Genomic DNA, 17,646 nt, shown 5'->3' on the forward strand with positions numbered 1-17,646 from the left:
TATGAAATTATTAAATCGTTTTCCACACTTTAAGCAGCTTGATGCCTCGGATTGTGGCCCGACATCTTTGCGTATGATAGCCAGTTTTTATGGCCTAAACTATTCTGCGGAGATGTTACGAAAGCATTGCTATATTTCTCGCCGTGGTGTCAACATGCAGGGCATAAGTGAAGGAGCGCAATATATTGGTTTTGATACAATTGGGATGAAAATGACATTTAGCCAATTAGCGGAGGAGGGTGTATTTCCCTGTATCCTGTATTGGAACCAAAACCATTTTGTGGTTTGTTACGGTATAGAAAGAGATAAGGCGGGAGGTTATAAAATCCATATTTCAGACCCGGCTTCACAACGCCTTACCTATACCCAAGAAGAATTTAAGAAGTGTTGGATTGGAAGACGTGCCGAAGATAAAGGGTGCGGTGTGGTTTTGATGTTGGAACCGGGGGATAATTGGGGGAAAGTGGAAGATGAATATCGGAAGAACAGCCGGAGCATTCTTTCGTTTACCCGTTATTTTATGCCTTACCGTTGCATGATAGGCCAGTTGCTGTTGGCCATGCTTGTCGGGAGTTTGATACAGATGGTGTTGCCTTTCCTTTCGCAAGCGATGGTGGATCAAGGCATCAATGGGCGCAATTTGGATGTCATCACCCTGATACTTTTGGCGCAGTTGGGGTTTTTCGTGGCCACGCTGAGCATCGACTACATCCGTTCGTGGATTATGCTGCACATGAATTCGCGTATCGACATTTCGTTGATAGCCGATTTCCTGATCAAACTTACGGCCATGCCCTTGCAGTTTTTCGATTCCCGCATGACGGGCGACATCTTGCAACGCATAGGTGACCATGGGCGGATAAAGAACTTTCTGCTGGGCAACAGCATGCGTATCGTGTTTTCGATAGTGAATTTCATTGTATATTTGGGTATTCTGGCCTATTATAACATGGTGGTGCTGACCATTTTCCTTGTGGGCAATGCTTTGTATGTGGCATGGATTTCGTTCTTTATGCGCTATCGGAGGGAGCTTGACATCAAGCGGTTCAACCAGTCCGCTTTGGAACAGAGCAAGATGATACAGTTGGTACAGGGCATGCAGGACATCAAGCTCAATAACAGCGAACGCCAGAAGCGTTGGGAATGGGAGCGGATACAGGTCAAGCTCTTTCAGATAGGCCTGAAAGGGCTTCGCATCGGGCAGGTGCAGCAGTCCGGTTCGGTATTTTTCACGCAAACCACGCATATCCTTATTTATTATATCGCGGCGAAAGCCGTGGTGGACGGTTCGATGACCCTGGGTATGATGATGTCCCTGACCTACATTATCGGGCAGGTATCTGCCCCGATAGGGGAGTTCATCGGTTTTGCACAATCGTTCCAAGATGCGAAAATCAGTTTGGAACGGTTGAATGAGATACATTCGCAGGATGACGAGGAGACGGATATTGATAAAAAACTGGCCACGCTTCCTCAAAAACGGGACATTTGCATTGACCACCTTTCGTTCAGTTACACCGGTTCGGAGCGGGATTGGGCATTGAAGGACGTTTCGCTCCATATTCCGGAGCGTCAGGTGACGGCCATCGTGGGTGAAAGCGGATGCGGAAAAACCACGCTGATCAAACTGCTTCAGGGATTTTATGAACCGACCCGTGGCAGTATCAAGGTAGGAGGAGTCAATCTCTCGGACATCAATCCTCATACCTGGCGTGCGGCCACCGGTTCGGTGATGCAGGACAGTTTTATCTTTTCCGATACCATAGAGGGAAACATTGCTTTCAATACAGACGAAGCGGATGAAGAACGAATGAAAAGTGCCGCCCGCATGGCGCGGATTGATGATTTCGTGGAGTCTCTGCCTTTGGGCTATGACACCGTCATCGGTATGGAAGGCAAGGGGGTGAGCCAAGGACAGCGGCAACGCATCCTGATAGCCCGTGCCATCTACAAGAATCCGGAATATATTTTCCTCGACGAGGCGACCAATTCGCTCGATGCCACCAATGAAGCCCATATCATGGACAACCTGCACCGGTTTTACGAAGGGCGTACGGTGGTGGTCAGTGCGCATCGCCTGAGTACCGTAAAGGATGCCGACCAGATTATCGTGATGGACAAGGGAAAGATAGTGGAACGGGGCAACCATCAAAGCTTGTTGGAAAAACGAGGCAGGTATTATGAATTAGTGAAAAATCAAATGAGTGTCATGGCATGAAACAGCAGAAACAACATTGCCCGGAAGTAGAGCGGCTCATGGGGGGACGCCTTCCGTTTGTTACACGGTACGGCATAACCATCGTGGTCATTGTAATGGCATTGGTGTGTGCCGGATTGCTGTGGTCGGGAGGACCGTCGCAGCAACTGATGAGGGATATTATGGAACATACAGTCCAACAAATAAAAAACAAAATATAATGAACCATTCCAATTGTGTGATTTCGGCAGTAGGGCGGAACAGCCTGCACCGTATGTGGCTGAAAGGAGGGTGCAATTTTAACTTGCACTTGGTGGTCTACGATGATTCCATCGAAGAGTTTCGCGGAGACACGGAGTATATTTGCCACATCAAAGGATATAAGTTGAAAGTCATTTACCGGTATCTTGAGATGCATCCGGAGTTGAAGGAACAGTATGATTATTTCTTCTTTCCGGATGATGACATCCAAATGGATGCTGCGGCCATCAATGCCCTGTTCGAGTCCATGCGGCGTTACCGCTTGCAGATTGCACAGCCGGCATTGCGTATGTCTTATTACACGTGGAGGCATACGTTGCAAGACAGGTATTGCAAGTTGCGGTATATCAATTTCGTGGAAATGATGGTGCCGTGTTTCTCACGTGAGGCATTAAACAAAGTGTTGTTCACTTTTAATGAGAACGAGACGGGATGGGGGACGGAAACCCATTGGCCGGTGCTGATTGATGCTTCGCAAAGGGACATGGCCGTCATTGACGAAGTAAGCGTGGTGCATACACGTCCCATCCAATCGGGACAGGCCATCCATAACAGGGAACTGGCTGCTTACTTGCGAAAATATAACCTGTCTACCAAGGTGCTTCACTATGATTGTCTGCCTTCTGAAAGACGGTATTGCTGCGACAGGAATACCTTCAGGGAACTCTGTAACACGTTGGGGCATTGGATAGGGGCGGAACGAATATCGGCTTTCTCGGCGGGTGAGGACGGATACTTCGGATATGTACACTTCCTGTTCCTGTTTGCCCGTATGACACAGATGCGAAACTATGCGGACGCGGGTTATGATTTGTTGTGCAAGGCACAAGACTGTTTGGGGACGGTGATGCACGATATGACTTTCCGGAGCGGCATAAGCGGATGTTGTTGGCTGATAGAATATCTGTCAAAAGAAGGGCTTATAGAGGAGAATCCCGAAGATTTGCTTGAAACGGTGGATGCGTATATCAGGCAAAATATCGGGGAAACGATGTCGGTGGAGGATTTGGCCGGAATAGGACGTTATTACTTGGCCAAGATGCAGAACCGTCCTACGAAGGAACATCGTGATGACTGCGAGAGGATTGCCGTTTTGTTGCAAGGCCGAATGGGGGAGGAGGCTCCTTCGGTTACGGTGGATGCCCTCACGTTGATGCAGGCTTGCGGAATGGAAACGAAGGAACAACTTCGAGTATTGGAACGCAAAATAGAAAGTATGGAGTGTACTCAAGTGGAGCGTGTATATATGCTGTTCCGTCTTTATCTGTTGACGCACGATGGTTATTTTTTGGCAAGGGTGCAAGAGGGGATGAAAAACCTTCGGCCGCAGTTGATGACATTGGAAGATGCGGTAATGTTAGTTGAAATCATGTATCACACTGTAAAATAAGGAGAAGGCTATGAAGACGGCAATATTGTTTGTGACGCATATTTATAATGAGGATATAGAACTGCAAATCATCAAGTTACATGAAGAGACCAAGGACTTTGCCACATTGTATGTCGGCTTTCAGGCAGACAAGGTGCGCATCACGCTACCGGATGGCATCCGTTCTTTCCCCTTCACCGTCAAGGAACTCAACAGGTTGGGATATCGTTCGTGGGGATGTACTTTGATGGACGGGAATTTCCACTTCGTGATGTTGGACTTTTATCTCAAACATACCGGTTATGACTTTTATTGGCTTATAGAATACGATGTCCGTTTTAATGGGGATTGGAAAAACTATTTCGAGTTCTTTGCGGATAAGGATGACGATTTTATTTCTGCCCATATTGGAGACTTTTCCGGGAATACCCGATGGACAAGATGGAAAGAGATAGAATTGGTCAATATCAAACTGAATCATAAGATGTTGTTACGTTCTTTCAATCCGATATGCCGTTTCTCTGACAGGGCGCTTTCTTTACTGAACGAGCGATGCCTATTGGGCGACAGGGGACACAATGAGGTGTTGATGCCTACATTGTTCAAATGCTTCAATTTGAAAATGTCCGATTTCGGGGGGAATGGCAGATTTATATACACCGGTTGTTCGGGATTGTTTTATACGGATGACCCGAATGATGTTTGCGGGGACAAATGTACCCATCGTTTCCGTCCTGCTCATACGGAGGGTGAAATGGCATTGTCTGGTATGATTTATCATCCGGTGAAGTAATAAACTAAAACAAGCAAGATAGAAGATAATGGAAAATTACAATCATAATTGTTTGGTCTTTGCCACACATAAATTGGACGAAGGCATATTGGATTACCTATCCAACCTCAAAAAGGAAGTGGAAGGAGTGATGGACCTTTTGATCTTGTACGATCGGTCGAACAGCCCTATAAAGAGAGAAGACCATCCGGAATATAATTTCTATTTTTTCGATTCTACCGGATTGAAAGGTTTTTTCCATCAGAATGAGAGGTTGCTACCCAACACTTTTGTAGCTTTGGCGGAATGTGCGAAACAATATCGTTACGACCATTACCTGCTGATGGAAAATGATATTGTGCTACATGGGGATTTTCGCCGTTTCGTCCAACGGGTCAATGCAGAAGACGCGGTGGATTATATTCATATCGCTACCGACACGGAAGGCAGCCCGCAAAAGCATTGGCCAATCCGGTATATTCGGGAAAATCCTTTCAGGCATCTTTATTTCTCTTGGTGCCATATCTTGTATGTCAGTCATGGCTTCCTGACGGATGTGGCAGAGTTCATGGCACGCAATGATTCCGTTTACTACGAGTTCCTGCTGCCCACCATGGCATATAACGGCAATTATCTGGTTCGGCAATTTGAGAATTTCGGCTACCGTTTTCAAGTCTCCTGGGGACCGGCAGAACTTTACGAAAGCAAGTATATGGAAGAACGGATACCCGATACGTTCTATCATCCGGTGAAAGATTTGGGTATCGTGGATTGGGGAGCAGGAGATATGCCCTAAGGGACGTAAAACGGCCGCGACAATGACCGCCAAACAATTTTCCGTTTTCAGCCGAATGAATTTTCAATCTCAGCCAAACGATTCTTGAATCGGATGACATCGTTTGAGGCATGTATGGAAGGCTTTTTCCCGTCTTCCACCCCTTTCTATACGAGAATGCGGAAAAAGGGTTCGCATCCTTCATACTTCCTCAATGACAGCGACTTATGGTGAAGGCTCTGTGCTTTTGGCTTTCACCGTGCCTTCACGGGGATGCGTTTTCGCGGTGTGAAAACATCCTTCACCCTTTTTGCTTTGGTACTGTCATTCAATGGTTTATGGTGAAGGATGTGGTGGGAAAAGGGGCATTCACCTAAAGCAAGGCCTGGAAATAAAAGCTTTCCCGGAACAGCCTGCGCATGTCCGTTTCTTCCGGTGCCGTCCGGAAGAGGCCGAAGACGCTCGAGCCCGATCCGCTCATGGAGGCGTATGCCGCTCCCCGGTCGTACAGCCGTGTCTTGATGTCTGCGATTTCGGGATGGAGGGCAAAGACTCCTTCTTCGAAATCGTTCGTCAGGAGTCCTTTCCATTCTTCTACGGGGCGGCGGATGATGTCTGTTACAGGTATTCCGGGCTTTCGGGGGATGATTCGGGCGTAGGCTTCTTTCGTGGACACGAAGATGTCGGGCTTCACCAGAACGAGGTGCCAACCGGAGAGGGAAAGGGCTATAGGAGTGAAGATATTGCCGATGCCCGTGGCAAATACCGGACGGTTGCGTACGAAGAAAGGGCAGTCGGCTCCCAAGCCGGTTACACGTTCTTCCAGTTCGTTGTCGGACAGGCCGAGGTGGAACATTTGGTTGAGGCTTTTCATCGTATGGGCCGCGTCCGACGAGCCGCCCCCTAAGCCTGCGCCCGACGGGATTTGCTTATGCAACGATATGGAAAGGTGGGGAAGGGAATGGCGTTCCTGTATCAGGCGCAAAGCCTTGACGAGCAGGTTCTGTTCCGGCGGGCAGTCGATGCCGATGCCGCCCCACCGGAATGTATAATCTTCCGTGGCGTGTTCTTGCATGGGGATGCCGTCGGGAAAGATACCTTCCGGGCGGCTGTCCGTGTTGCCGGCAGCTTCGAGTTGCAAAGTGTCGCACAGTGGGATGGGGTAGAACACGGTTTCCAGGTTATGGTAACCGTCGGGACGGCGTTCCGTGACGTTCAGTCCTAAATTGATCTTAGCGTTGGGATGGCAAATCATGATATGATGTTTTATGTATGCAAAGGTAGTACAAAAAAGTGAAATACCGGGAGAGTTATGGAAATATAATTGAAAATAAATAGATTACGATGATTATAGGAAATCTTTCATTGTTTTGCAAACGCCCTCTCCACAGTCGAAATATTTATGGGAAAAACAAAATAAACAAGAATGAATCATCTTCTTTGATAAAAAAACAAGTATTTTTGCACTAAAATAAGAGGTTATGCTGTTTGAGGATACAAAATATTTAGATTACAAATTCCCTGAACCTCAATATTTGGGGGCAAAGTATGTTCACAGGGGATGGATTGCACAATTTATACCAGAGTGTGTTTGCACCGTTTTAGACGCCTTTTCAGGTTCTCAGTCTATTGCCTACATGTTTAAACAGTTGGGAAAGAAGGTTATTACAAATGATTTTCTTAGTTTTAACAATTCAATAGGAAAGGCTCTTATCGAAAACCCCAATAATAAACTTGATTCTTCGGATGTAGATATTTTATTCTCAAATAATGATAATCCTATCCAATTTAATTTGATAGAGGATTTGTATTCAAATTTGTTCTTTTTAGCTGAGGAAGCAGCTTTCGCCGATAGTTTTCGTAGTAATGTGCATAAATTGAGCAATCAGTATAAACAGGCTTTAGCTCTAACTGTAATGTGTAGAAGCATGACAAGGAAAGTGACAATGGGACATTTTGCTCACACTCAAGCCTTGGCTTATGCTTCAGACCCAATACGTGTCAAGAGGAATCGTAGTTTGATACGTCCTTTAAAAGATATTTTTTTAGATTTGTTGCCGGAATACAATGCCGCAGTATTTGATAATGCCAAAGAGAATGTTAGTTATAACAAGAATATTCTTGATTTATTGCCGAAACTAAAAAATGTGGATTTGGTATACTTTGACCCTCCATATTGTAATAGTCATGCAGATTATCAGTCTTTTTATCATTTGTTAGAAACATATGTGGAATATTGGAAGGACAAGCGGTTTGTGAATGGGACGAAACGGTATGAACCTAAAAGATATAGTGGTTTTGACAAGAATGGTGAGGCCGTATCAAATCTGCAATTGATGTTTGAAAGGGCTACCCATATTCCTGTTTGGCTAGTAAGTTATAACGACCGCAGTTATCCAGATATTGAAACTATGGTTAGTTTAATAAAACCGTATCGTAATGTTAAAGTTGAAAGAAAAACTTATAGTACAGGACGAGGCGGAAAAGGTAGTGTTGCAGGAAGCAGCGAAATACTTCTGGTATGTACAATGAAATAATGCTAAGTTATGAAAAACTTTGAAAAATGGGATAAGGAATTTAGAAGTCAGAATCTTTTTGCTTTTAACTTCAATGAAAAAGCCTTGATATGGTTAAAAGTGCGAGCTGTTTGTAGAGGAAGCCAAATTCAGCAATTCCTTAAAAACACTGGTATTACATTGTATTCATCAAAAATGGCAGAGCAGAATGCGGAATTGTTTGAAATTCTGGAAACTATGCCTAATGCAATGCAGCTGCTTGATTCGTTTTTGAATGAAAGAAACCATGAATGGTATAACGCAATGGGCGTAGATGAGGAATGTCTAAAAAATGATTTGTATAAAGTTCACCATTATGCTTGGGGAGGCGACCAAAATAATTCATTGGATAAGTATCTTGTAAGTAGGTATGTTAAAGTGATAAGCAATTACGATGATTTACTTAACAAACAAAATGAGATAGCCGATAATGCTTGGAATTATGTACAAACAAGTTGGTACAATAATTGGACTTCTTATCTAATTGAATCACTGTTCAAACGGCATAAAAACGTCATTTCAGCTGTGGGTGAAATTAAAAGTGTCGATTTCTTCTTGAATAATTATCCGATTGATTTGAAAGTTACTTTTTTCCCAAATCAATACATGGAAGAAAAACTGAAAGTAAAACTTGGAAAAAGAGAACTTACTTGGTTGAAGCAGAGAGCAAAGGATGCAGGCATTTCTGTGGATAGAACACAAACTGATTCTCAACAACTTTATACCTTGTCTGAGAAGTTGTCAGAAATTGGCCGGAATGACATTCTTGAAGAATTAAGAAACAAGAGAAAAGAGGTTGTTTCCGATGCGCAATCCAATGTGTTGGAACTTATGACATGGCTGTATGCTAATCAAGGGGAGATGCGTTTTGGTGCTGAAAATAGATTGTTTCTAATTCTTGTTGATTCTACAGATATGAAGGACTCTTGGAAAATGAAACGGGCATTTGCGTTAATTGAACCTAAGGTAAAGGAATATCTTGATAATTTTAACGAAGAGTCTTTGAAAGAAATAAATTTCAAGTTTAAAGGGAATCAGTACAAAAGTTTGTCGGATGTAATTTTTGTAGTAAAATAGGATTTTTTTTAGGTTAGCTTTGTGTGGTTGTGATTATTTCCATGAACTAATTGTTAACTTGCAATGTTCATAAAAGAATGCAGCCCACAGGCTTTTTTTAGGAGGGAAAGGATTATCTTTGCACGCAAAACCAGACTTGATATGGCAGAAACGAGAAAGACAGGGCGGCGCACATCCGTGCGCGCCAAAGTGAACGTGCCGGAGGAGGATGCCTACGGGCACGTGCAGCCGCAGGCTCTTGAATTCGAAGAGGCTGTGTTGGGTGCTTTGATGATAGAGCAGGATGCCTATTCGCAGGTGAGCGAGATATTGCGTCCCGAGAGCTTTTACGACCACCGCCACCAGCTTATCTATGAGGCCATCCGCACGCTGAATCTCCAACAGAAGCCGGTGGACATCCTGACGGTGACGGAACACCTGAACTCCATGGGCAAATTGGAGGAAGTGGGTGGTCCGTTCTATATCACGCAGTTGAGTGGAAAAGTGGCTTCTTCCGCCCATATCGAATATCACGCCCGTATCATCGCGCAGAAATTCCTGGCGCGCGAACTGATTACCTTCACCAGTCTAGTGCAGACGAAGGCTTTCGACGCGACGGTGGACGTGGACGACCTGATGCAGGAGGCCGAGGGAAAGCTTTTCGAAATCTCGCAGCAGAACATGAAGAAAGACTATACGCAAATCAATCCCGTGATTCGCGAGGCTTACGACATGTTGCAGAAGGCGGCGGCGCGCAGCGACGGGTTGAGCGGGTTGAGCAGCGGTTTCGAGAAGTTGGACAAGATGACTTCCGGTTGGCAAAACTCCGACTTAGTCATCATCGCGGCCCGTCCGGCCATGGGAAAGACGGCTTTCGTGCTTTCCATGGCCAAAAAGATGGCGGTGGACATGAAGATTCCCGTGGCTATGTTCTCGTTGGAAATGAGCAACGTGCAGTTGGTCAACCGTATGATTGTCAACGTGTGCGAGATTCCGGGAGAGAAATTGAAAAGCGGGCAGTTGGCGCCTTACGAATGGTCGCAGTTGGATAATAAAATCACCCAACTGTATGATGCCCCGTTTTATGTGGACGACACGCCTTCGCTGTCCGTTTTCGAATTGCGTACGAAAGCCCGTCGCTTGGTGCGCGAGCATGGGGTCAAGATTATCCTGATAGACTACCTCCAACTGATGAATGCCAGCGGCATGTCGTTTGGCAGCCGTCAGGAAGAGGTCAGCACCATTTCGCGTTCGCTCAAGGGGCTGGCCAAGGAATTGAACATTCCGATCATTGCGCTGAGCCAGCTGAACCGTGGGGTGGAGAACCGTGAGGGAATCGACGGCAAGCGTCCGCAGTTGAGCGACTTGCGTGAGTCTGGTGCCATAGAGCAGGATGCGGATATGGTTTGTTTCATCCACCGCCCCGAATATTATAAGATATATCAGGACGAGAAAGGGCACGACCTGCACGGTATGGCGGAAATCATCATCGCCAAGCACCGTAACGGTGCCGTGGGCGACGTGCTGCTGAAATTCCGTGGAGAATACGCCCGTTTCCAGGACCCGGAAGAAGATGCCTACGTGCCCATGCCGGGCGAGGCAGTGGCTTTTGGTACCGGGCGGGGGCCGGATGTGCCTTTGCCTGCGGCCGACATGATGCCTCCGTCGGATGCGGCTTCTCCTTTCGGTGCGCCTTTGCCCGAGGGGCCTCTTCCTTTTTGAGAGCGGTGGTTTCGGTGGTGGAATGAAACTCGTTGGCTTCTTGAGGCTTTGTCTGCATTCTTCTTGGCGGATTGCCTGAAAAAGTGTAATTTTGCGCGTTATTTCGAAATAAATTAAAATCTTAAGATATGAATATCTCTTATAATTGGCTGAAAGAGTATGTCGATTTTGATTTGACAGCTCAGGAAGTGGCCGATGCGTTGACGTCGGAAGGCCTGGAAGTGGGTTGCGTGGAAGAAGTGCAACCGGTGAAGGGCGGTTTGCAGGGACTGGTCGTCGGTGAGGTGCTGACTTGCGTGCCCCATCCCAATTCAGACCACATGCACGTATGTACGGTGAACCTCGGCGAGGGGGAACCAGTACAGATTGTGTGCGGTGCGCCGAACGTGGCAGCCGGACAGAAGGTGGTGGTGGCTACGTTGGGTTGCAAATTGTATGACGGCGACGAATGTTTTACCATCAAGAAATCCAAGTTGCGCGGGGTGGAGAGCAATGGCATGATATGTGCGGAAGATGAGATTGGTATCGGTACGGACCACAACGGCATCATCGTGCTGCCCGGGACGGCTGTGCCCGGAATCCCGGCTGCGGAATACTATAACCTGAAGAGCGACTATCTTATCGAAGTGGACATCACTCCCAACCGTGCGGATGCCTGTTCGCATTACGGTGTGGCCCGCGACCTGTATGCCTGGTTGGTGCAGAACGGCCATAAGACGGCTTTGCATCGTCCGTCGTGCGACAGTTTCAAGGTGGACAGCCACGAGTTGGACATCGACATCGAAGTGCAAAACGCGGAGGCTTGCCCCCGTTATGCTGCCGTGACGCTCCGGAATTGCGAGGTGAAGGAAAGTCCGGAATGGTTACAGGACAAATTGCGCATCATCGGCTTGCGTCCGATTAACAATATCGTGGATGTGACGAACTACATCATGTTTGCCTACGGGCAGCCTTTGCACTGTTTCGATGCCGACATGATCAAAGGGGGTAAAGTGGTGGTGAAGACCATGCCCGATGGTACGCCTTTCGTGACGCTCGACGGCGAGGAACATAAGCTGAGCGACCGTGACCTGGCCATTTGCAACATGGAAGAGCCGATGTGCATTGCCGGTGTGTTCGGCGGAAAAGGGAGCGGAACGTATGAAACGACCCGTGACGTATTGTTGGAAAGTGCTTATTTCAATCCGACGTGGATTCGCAAGAGCGCACGCCGTCATGGTTTGAGCACCGATGCTTCTTTCCGTTTCGAGCGTGGCATCGACCCGAATGGTGTGATTTATGCACTGAAACAGGCTGCCATGTTGTGCAAGGAACTGGCAGGCGGGGAAATCGCCATGGAGATTAAGGACGTATATCCCAACCCGTTGCCTGATTTCATCGTGGACTTGAATTATGAATACGCTTACGGCCTGATGGGAAAGAATATCGGGGCGGACACGGTGAAAAGCATCGTGACGAGCCTGGAGATGAAGATTCTGGAGGAAACGGCCGAGGGATTGAAGCTTCAGGTGCCGGCCTACCGTGTGGACGTGCAGCGCCCGTGCGACGTGGTGGAAGACATCTTGCGCGTGTACGGATATAATAATGTGGAGATTCCTTCATCTGTGAAATCCACGCTGAATGTCAAAGGCGATGAAGACAAAAGCCATAAGTTGCAGAACCTCGTGGCAGAACAGTTGGTAGGTTGCGGTTTCAATGAAATCCTGAACAATTCTTTGCAGCGTGCGGCCTATTATGACGGGTTGGAGAGTTATCCGGCTTCGCATTTGGTGAAGTTGATGAACCCGTTGAGTTCCGACCTGAACGCGATGCGCCAGACGCTGCTGTTCGGCGGGTTGGAATGTGTGGCGCACAACGCCAACCGCAAGAATGCCGACCTGAAGTTCTTCGAGTTCGGGAATTGCTACTATTTCCGCGAAGAGGACAAATGTCCCGACATCATTCCCGGCGTGAGCAGCAGCCGCGACCCGGAGGTCATCAAGCATGTGCTCGACGCTTATTCGGAAGACTATCACCTCGGACTGTGGGTGACGGGCAAGCGGGTGAGCGGTTCGTGGGCGCATCCCGACGAAGACAGTTCCTTTTATGAACTGAAAGCTTACGTGCTGAACATCCTGACCCGTTTGGGTGTGAATTTCGGTGCATTGGTTTTTGCGCCGAGCCGTAACGATATCTATTCAAAAGGTATCGAAATTCAAAACCGTGGCGGTAAGGTCTTGGCCATGTTGGGTATCGTGAGCCGGAAGATACGGAAGATGATGGATGTGGACGCGGAAGTCTATTATGCCGACCTCAACTGGAAACTTCTGATGAAGGCCATCCGCAACAACAAGATCAGTTACACGGAAATCAGCAAGTTCCCCGCTGTGAGCCGCGATTTGGCTCTCTTGTTGGACAAGGGTGTGGAATTTGCCGAAGTAGAAAAGGTGGCCTATTCCACAGAGAAGAAGCTGCTGAAGGAAGTGACGCTTTTTGATGTGTACGAAGGAAAGAACCTGGAAGCCGGGAAGAAGAGTTATGCCGTGAACTTCGTGCTGCAAGATGAGACGAAGACTTTGAACGACAAGCAAATCGACGCAATCATGAATAAGTTGATTGCAAACTTGCAGGCCAAGTTGGGTGCTAAATTGAGATAACCCGCGATATGAAAGGATTAGTCGTAGCCAAGGCCGTATATTATGTACTGGTGTTTTGTTGGTTGTTGCAGATCACCCTTCAGGGGTACACGCGTGCGTTGATTGTCCCTACGGTGGTGCTTATCGTATATGGCCTGGTGCTCAACTATAAAATGAGAAAAAGATAAATAGAAATCATCATATTTAAAATTTTATTCCAATGGGAAGAGCGTTTGAATATAGAAAGGCTGCAAAGCTGAAGAGATGGGGCCACATGGCCAAGACATTTACAAAATTGGGTAAACAAATCGCCATAGCCGTAAAGGCCGGTGGGCCGGAACCCGAAAACAATCCTACGTTGCGTTCGATTATTGCGACTTGCAAGCGTGAGAACATGCCGAAGGATAACATCGAGCGTGCCATCAAGAACGCAATGGGAAAAGACCAGAGCGAATATAAGAACATGACTTACGAAGGATACGGTCCTCACGGTATTGCTGTATTCGTGGATACTCTGACCGATAACCCGACACGTACGGTGGCGGATGTCCGTTCGGTGTTTAACAAGTTCTCAGGAACATTGGGTACGATGGGTTCCTTGGCTTACTTGTTCGACCATAAGTGTGTATTCACCTTCAAGAAACCGGCTACGGTGGACATGGATGAGTTGATACTCGACTTGATAGATTTCGGGGTGGAAGAGGATTACGACATGGACGAAGAGGAAGGTACGATTACGATTTACGGCGACCCGAAGAGTTACGGTGCTATCCAGAAGCACTTGGAAGAGCAGGGCTTCGAGGATGTCGGTGGTGAATTCACTTATATTCCGAATGATTTGAAGGAAGTGTCGGCCGAAGAGCGTGAAACGTTGAACAAGATGGTGGAAAAACTGGAAGAGTTCGACGACGTGCAGACGGTTTATACGAATATGAAGCCTGAAGAAGAATAAGATGAAAACGGTTTATCAGACGGAGGGAACCTGTTGCAAGCAGATAGAACTGGAGGTTGACGGGGACGTGGTGAAGTCCGTACGTTTTTTGGGCGGTTGCCATGGTAACCTTCAGGGGATTGCCCGTTTGGTGGAAGGCATGCCGGTCGCAGATGTGGTAAGCCGTTTGAGCGGCATTCGTTGCGGCATGAAGCCAACTTCGTGTCCGGACCAACTAACGTTGGCTCTGCAGCAGGCTGTTTCCCGGTCTTGATGGCATGATTATAAAGGACTCCTCCCCGTCCTTACCTCTATATAATATAAGGTAGGGACGGGGAGGAGTCGTCTGGTGACGGAAGTCGGGTGTTCAACCTGTCTTCCATCGTTTTTGGAGGTTAGCGGTCCGGGCTATAGTGGCTGTCATAATCTTCGGGGGTGAAACGTACCTGAAAGCGCACTTTTCCCGATGCTTTGGAATAATAGCAATAGGAAAAACTGATACCCTTCTCTTTGTAGGACTTCAAATCCACGGAGTTGACCACGTTTTTGCGCAAAAGATCCTTAAGCGATTCGCAGGCTTGAGTGTTCATCACCGTGTCGTTATCCAAAACTCCTTCCAAAGTATAATAATAATTTAGTGTACGCGAATGCTCGTCATACGTGAGGCTGTCCATAAGGGTGTACTGGTCCATTCTGCGGGGGCATTGCTTTTCCGTGTATTCCCGTGCTTCGCGGGCGCAACGTTCATCGAAACTTTCAAAGTGGCAGGCACAGACCCCCAACAGCGTACCCAGTAAAAGTGTGGTATTAATCTTTTTCATATCTGATGGTTTTACGTGCGAAATTAATTTATTCTTTGTAATTTTGCAAATCAATCCATTGAAATGATATGAAAGACAAAGAAGAAAGGATAGCCCGTGCTGTGGCATATTTCAAAGAGGGGTATAATTGTTCGCAGTCCGTAGTGGCGGCTTTTGCGGACCTGTACGGCTTTACGCATGAACAGGCCTTGCATATATCTGCTTCGTTTGGCGGAGGGATAGGCCGCATGCGGCTCACCTGCGGGGCGGCTTGTGGCATGTTCCAGTTGGTGGGACTGGAAGTGGCAGCCATGGAAGGCAAAGACCGTGAGACGAAATCGCGGAATTATGCCATCGTGCAAGAGCTTGCCGCCAGGTTCAAAGCAGAAAACGGTTCCATAACCTGCGGGGAATTGTTGGGATTGAAACGGGATGCACCGGTAAGCAACCAGGCAGAAGCCCGTACGGCGGCTTATTATGCCAAGCGTCCTTGTCCGAAGATGGTAGAGTCGGCTGCCCGCATTTTTGCTGATTATTTGGACTCTATCGGTCGTTGATGTCAATGTTTTGCCACATAATACACCTAAAAAGTCTTTTTTGCGTTAAAATAGCATATAAACCCACAACTATTTTAAGTTTTTTTATATGGCATACAAATAAAATACTACCTTTGTACGTATTTATGAAAGAATATCCTTTGAGAGGATGAGATTATTAACTAAAAGTATTTGAGTATTATGTTTGAAAATGCTGGTGAGGTGGCAGGCCTTGTATGGAATGCCTTGAATGAGAGTGCACCGTTGAGTGCAAAAGATCTGAAGAAAGCAGCAAAAGTGAAAACAGACAAAGAATTGTATCTTGCACTGGGTTGGTTGCTTCGTGAAGATAAATTGGTTGTTGCAGGCACGGAAAAAGAACCCGTATTCTCTTTGAAGTAATAAAGGGACTTTGATTGACAGACAAGAAAGCATGTCGTAAGCGCGGAATCTTTCGTTTTAGGCGGAGGAAATACCGCTTAAGACATGTTTCTTTTTTTGTGGTTCTTTTGTTTTTTGACATTTTGGTATCTATATAGGATATTTAATCTTCTATTTCTTGCTTTTGTTGGCTTGTTTTTGTAGATTTGCCCCAGTGTTAGTCAACATAATGTTAGATGTCCTTAAAATTGTAGGCTATGGATATTCAGAGAATAATGGCTCAGCTTGAGGCCAAGCATCCTGGTGAAAAGGAGTATTTGCAAGCAGTTCGTGAAGTGCTTATCTCCATAGAAGACGTGTATAATCGCCATCCTGAATTTGAACGTGCCAAATTAATCGAACGGTTGGTGGAGCCGGAACGCATCATCATGTTCAGGGTCCCTTGGGTGGACGACAAGGGAGAGGTTCAGGTCAACTTGGGTTATCGGGTACAGTTCAACAGTGCCATCGGCCCGTATAAGGGTGGATTGCGTTTCCATGCGTCCGTGAACCTTTCCATATTGAAGTTCCTTGGTTTTGAGCAGACATTCAAAAATGCACTGACCACACTGCCCATGGGGGGAGGTAAGGGAGGTTCCGATTTTTCGCCACGCGGCAAGAGCGATGCCGAAATCATGCGTTTCTGTCAGGCTTTCATGAACGAGCTTTACCGTTATATCGGTCCGGAAATCGACATCCCGGCTGGTGATATCGGTGTGGGGGCAAGAGAAGTGGGCTACCTCTTCGGGCAGTATAAGAAGCTTACGCGGGATTGGAGCGGTGTGCTCACCGGAAAAGGGCTTGAATTCGGTGGCTCGTTGGTGCGCCCCGAGGCCACCGGATATGGAGGGCTCTATTTTGTGCGTGAAATGTTGTCCGACAAAGGTATCGACATCCGGGGCAAGCGCGTGGCCATCAGCGGATTCGGCAATGTAGCCTGGGGCGCTGCCCAAAAGGCCACACAGATGGGCGCCAAGGTGGTGACTATTTCCGGTCCCGACGGATACATTTATGACGAAGACGGGCTCGACGAAGAAAAGATTGCGTACATGTTGGAACTTCGTGCGAGCGGGAACGATATTTGCAGCCCCTATGCGGAACGCTTTGCGGGGGCTAAGTTCGTGGCAGGCCGTCGTCCGTGGGAAGTGAAGTGCGATATCGCCTTGCCGTGCGCCACGCAAAACGAGCTGAACGGAGAAGATGCCCGGCACCTTATCGAAAACGGAGTGATATGCGTGGGCGAAATCTCCAATATGGGATGTACGCCCGAAGCCATTGATGCGTTCATTGCCCATAAGATGCTTTACGCTCCGGGCAAGGCTGTCAACGCCGGAGGCGTGGCCACATCCGGATTGGAGATGAGCCAGAATGCCATGCACCTCAGTTGGGCGGCCGAAGAGGTGGACCAGAAACTTCATGCCATTATGCACGGTATCCATGAGCAGTGTGTGAAATACGGCACTGAGCCGGACGGTTATGTCAATTATGTGAAAGGAGCCAATGTGGCCGGATTCATGAAAGTGGCCAAGGCCATGATGGCGCAAGGAGTAGTATAGGTGGTTTTGTCATGAGGTAGAAAAGGGAGCGGTGCCGGAAATAATCATTTTCGGGTACCGCTTTTTTGTGCCGCATTTTTT

General features: G+C 47.3%; 17 protein-coding genes. 15 read left to right on the top strand and 2 right to left on the bottom strand.

Going from position 1 to position 17,646, the window contains the following annotated elements; translation table 11 throughout:
* Position 1 precedes the first annotated feature (1 nt).
* From HMPREF9442_RS01355 to HMPREF9442_RS01375, 5 genes are read left to right on the top strand one after another with little or no spacing between them, the layout of a single operon-like run.
* Entirely contained in the window at positions 2 to 2,218 is a 2,217-nt protein-coding gene (locus HMPREF9442_RS01355; RefSeq protein ID WP_087944055.1) for a peptidase domain-containing ABC transporter, read from the top strand.
* Positions 2,215 to 2,418, top strand: a complete 204-nt coding sequence (locus tag HMPREF9442_RS01360; protein ID WP_008624471.1) for a hypothetical protein — start codon at positions 2,215 to 2,217, stop codon at positions 2,416 to 2,418. Before HMPREF9442_RS01355 ends, HMPREF9442_RS01360 begins: the two co-directional genes overlap by 4 nt.
* On the top strand, positions 2,418 to 3,848 hold the full coding sequence (locus HMPREF9442_RS01365; RefSeq protein ID WP_253270977.1) for a DUF707 domain-containing protein: 1,431 nt from the start codon (positions 2,418 to 2,420) through the stop codon (positions 3,846 to 3,848). The genes HMPREF9442_RS01360 and HMPREF9442_RS01365 overlap by 1 nt, the downstream gene beginning before the upstream one ends.
* Before the next feature lie 10 nt (positions 3,849 to 3,858).
* Positions 3,859 to 4,620: a hypothetical protein gene (locus tag HMPREF9442_RS01370; protein WP_008624473.1), complete on the top strand. Its 762-nt coding sequence runs from the start codon at positions 3,859 to 3,861 to the stop codon at positions 4,618 to 4,620.
* Between the two features lie 28 nt (positions 4,621 to 4,648).
* Positions 4,649 to 5,395, top strand: a complete 747-nt coding sequence (locus HMPREF9442_RS01375; RefSeq protein ID WP_008624474.1) for a hypothetical protein — start codon at positions 4,649 to 4,651, stop codon at positions 5,393 to 5,395.
* Between the two features lie 352 nt (positions 5,396 to 5,747).
* Here the strand turns inward: HMPREF9442_RS01375 and ispE are convergent, their stop codons facing one another.
* Positions 5,748 to 6,629 carry a 4-(cytidine 5'-diphospho)-2-C-methyl-D-erythritol kinase gene (gene ispE, locus HMPREF9442_RS01380; protein WP_008624479.1) on the bottom strand — a complete coding sequence of 294 codons (882 nt, stop codon included), beginning with the start codon at positions 6,627 to 6,629 and terminating at the stop codon, positions 5,748 to 5,750.
* A 226-nt stretch (positions 6,630 to 6,855) separates the two neighbouring features.
* Here ispE and HMPREF9442_RS01385 point away from each other — a divergent pair, with 226 nt between their 5' ends.
* From HMPREF9442_RS01385 to HMPREF9442_RS01410, 7 genes are all read left to right on the top strand, one after another.
* The gene (locus HMPREF9442_RS01385; RefSeq protein ID WP_008624481.1) at positions 6,856 to 7,911 is read left to right on the top strand and encodes a DNA adenine methylase; all 1,056 of its coding nucleotides are present in this window, start codon (positions 6,856 to 6,858) and stop codon (positions 7,909 to 7,911) included.
* A 9-nt stretch (positions 7,912 to 7,920) separates the two neighbouring features.
* Entirely contained in the window at positions 7,921 to 9,006 is a 1,086-nt protein-coding gene (locus tag HMPREF9442_RS01390) for a hypothetical protein (RefSeq protein WP_008624482.1), read from the top strand.
* A 141-nt stretch (positions 9,007 to 9,147) separates the two neighbouring features.
* Positions 9,148 to 10,707 carry a replicative DNA helicase gene (gene dnaB, locus HMPREF9442_RS01395; RefSeq protein ID WP_087944056.1) on the top strand — a complete coding sequence of 520 codons (1,560 nt, stop codon included), beginning with the start codon at positions 9,148 to 9,150 and terminating at the stop codon, positions 10,705 to 10,707.
* 128 nt (positions 10,708 to 10,835) lie between these two features.
* On the top strand, positions 10,836 to 13,343 hold the full coding sequence (pheT, locus tag HMPREF9442_RS01400) for a phenylalanine--tRNA ligase subunit beta (RefSeq protein WP_008624494.1): 2,508 nt from the start codon (positions 10,836 to 10,838) through the stop codon (positions 13,341 to 13,343).
* An 8-nt stretch (positions 13,344 to 13,351) separates the two neighbouring features.
* A complete protein-coding gene (locus tag HMPREF9442_RS16365; RefSeq protein ID WP_008624497.1) occupies positions 13,352 to 13,510 on the top strand; it encodes a hypothetical protein in 159 nt (52 codons plus the stop codon).
* A gap of 32 nt (positions 13,511 to 13,542) precedes the next feature.
* Positions 13,543 to 14,274 carry a YebC/PmpR family DNA-binding transcriptional regulator gene (locus HMPREF9442_RS01405; RefSeq protein ID WP_008624499.1) on the top strand — a complete coding sequence of 244 codons (732 nt, stop codon included), beginning with the start codon at positions 13,543 to 13,545 and terminating at the stop codon, positions 14,272 to 14,274.
* 1 nt (position 14,275) lies between these two features.
* The gene (locus HMPREF9442_RS01410) at positions 14,276 to 14,527 is read left to right on the top strand and encodes a TIGR03905 family TSCPD domain-containing protein (RefSeq protein ID WP_008624500.1); all 252 of its coding nucleotides are present in this window, start codon (positions 14,276 to 14,278) and stop codon (positions 14,525 to 14,527) included.
* 121 nt (positions 14,528 to 14,648) lie between these two features.
* Here HMPREF9442_RS01410 and HMPREF9442_RS01415 read toward each other — a convergent pair whose 3' ends face one another.
* Positions 14,649 to 15,074, bottom strand: coding sequence for a DUF8479 domain-containing protein (locus HMPREF9442_RS01415; RefSeq protein WP_008624502.1), 426 nt, complete (start codon positions 15,072 to 15,074; stop codon positions 14,649 to 14,651).
* Positions 15,075 to 15,142: 68 nt separating this feature from the next.
* Here HMPREF9442_RS01415 and HMPREF9442_RS01420 point away from each other — a divergent pair, with 68 nt between their 5' ends.
* The 3 genes from HMPREF9442_RS01420 to gdhA all read left to right on the top strand — a co-directional run bounded on the left by HMPREF9442_RS01420 (position 15,143) and on the right by gdhA (position 17,565).
* Entirely contained in the window at positions 15,143 to 15,610 is a 468-nt protein-coding gene (locus HMPREF9442_RS01420) for a C-GCAxxG-C-C family protein (protein ID WP_008624503.1), read from the top strand.
* Between the two features lie 180 nt (positions 15,611 to 15,790).
* Positions 15,791 to 15,991: a winged helix-turn-helix domain-containing protein gene (locus HMPREF9442_RS01425; protein ID WP_008616818.1), complete on the top strand. Its 201-nt coding sequence runs from the start codon at positions 15,791 to 15,793 to the stop codon at positions 15,989 to 15,991.
* Positions 15,992 to 16,227: 236 nt separating this feature from the next.
* A complete protein-coding gene (gdhA, locus tag HMPREF9442_RS01430) occupies positions 16,228 to 17,565 on the top strand; it encodes an NADP-specific glutamate dehydrogenase (RefSeq protein ID WP_008624504.1) in 1,338 nt (445 codons plus the stop codon).
* The last annotated feature ends 81 nt before the right edge of the window (positions 17,566 to 17,646 follow it).

It is taken from the genome of Paraprevotella xylaniphila YIT 11841 (assembly GCF_000205165.1).
Taxonomy (GTDB): Bacteria; Bacteroidota; Bacteroidia; order Bacteroidales; family Bacteroidaceae; genus Paraprevotella; species Paraprevotella xylaniphila.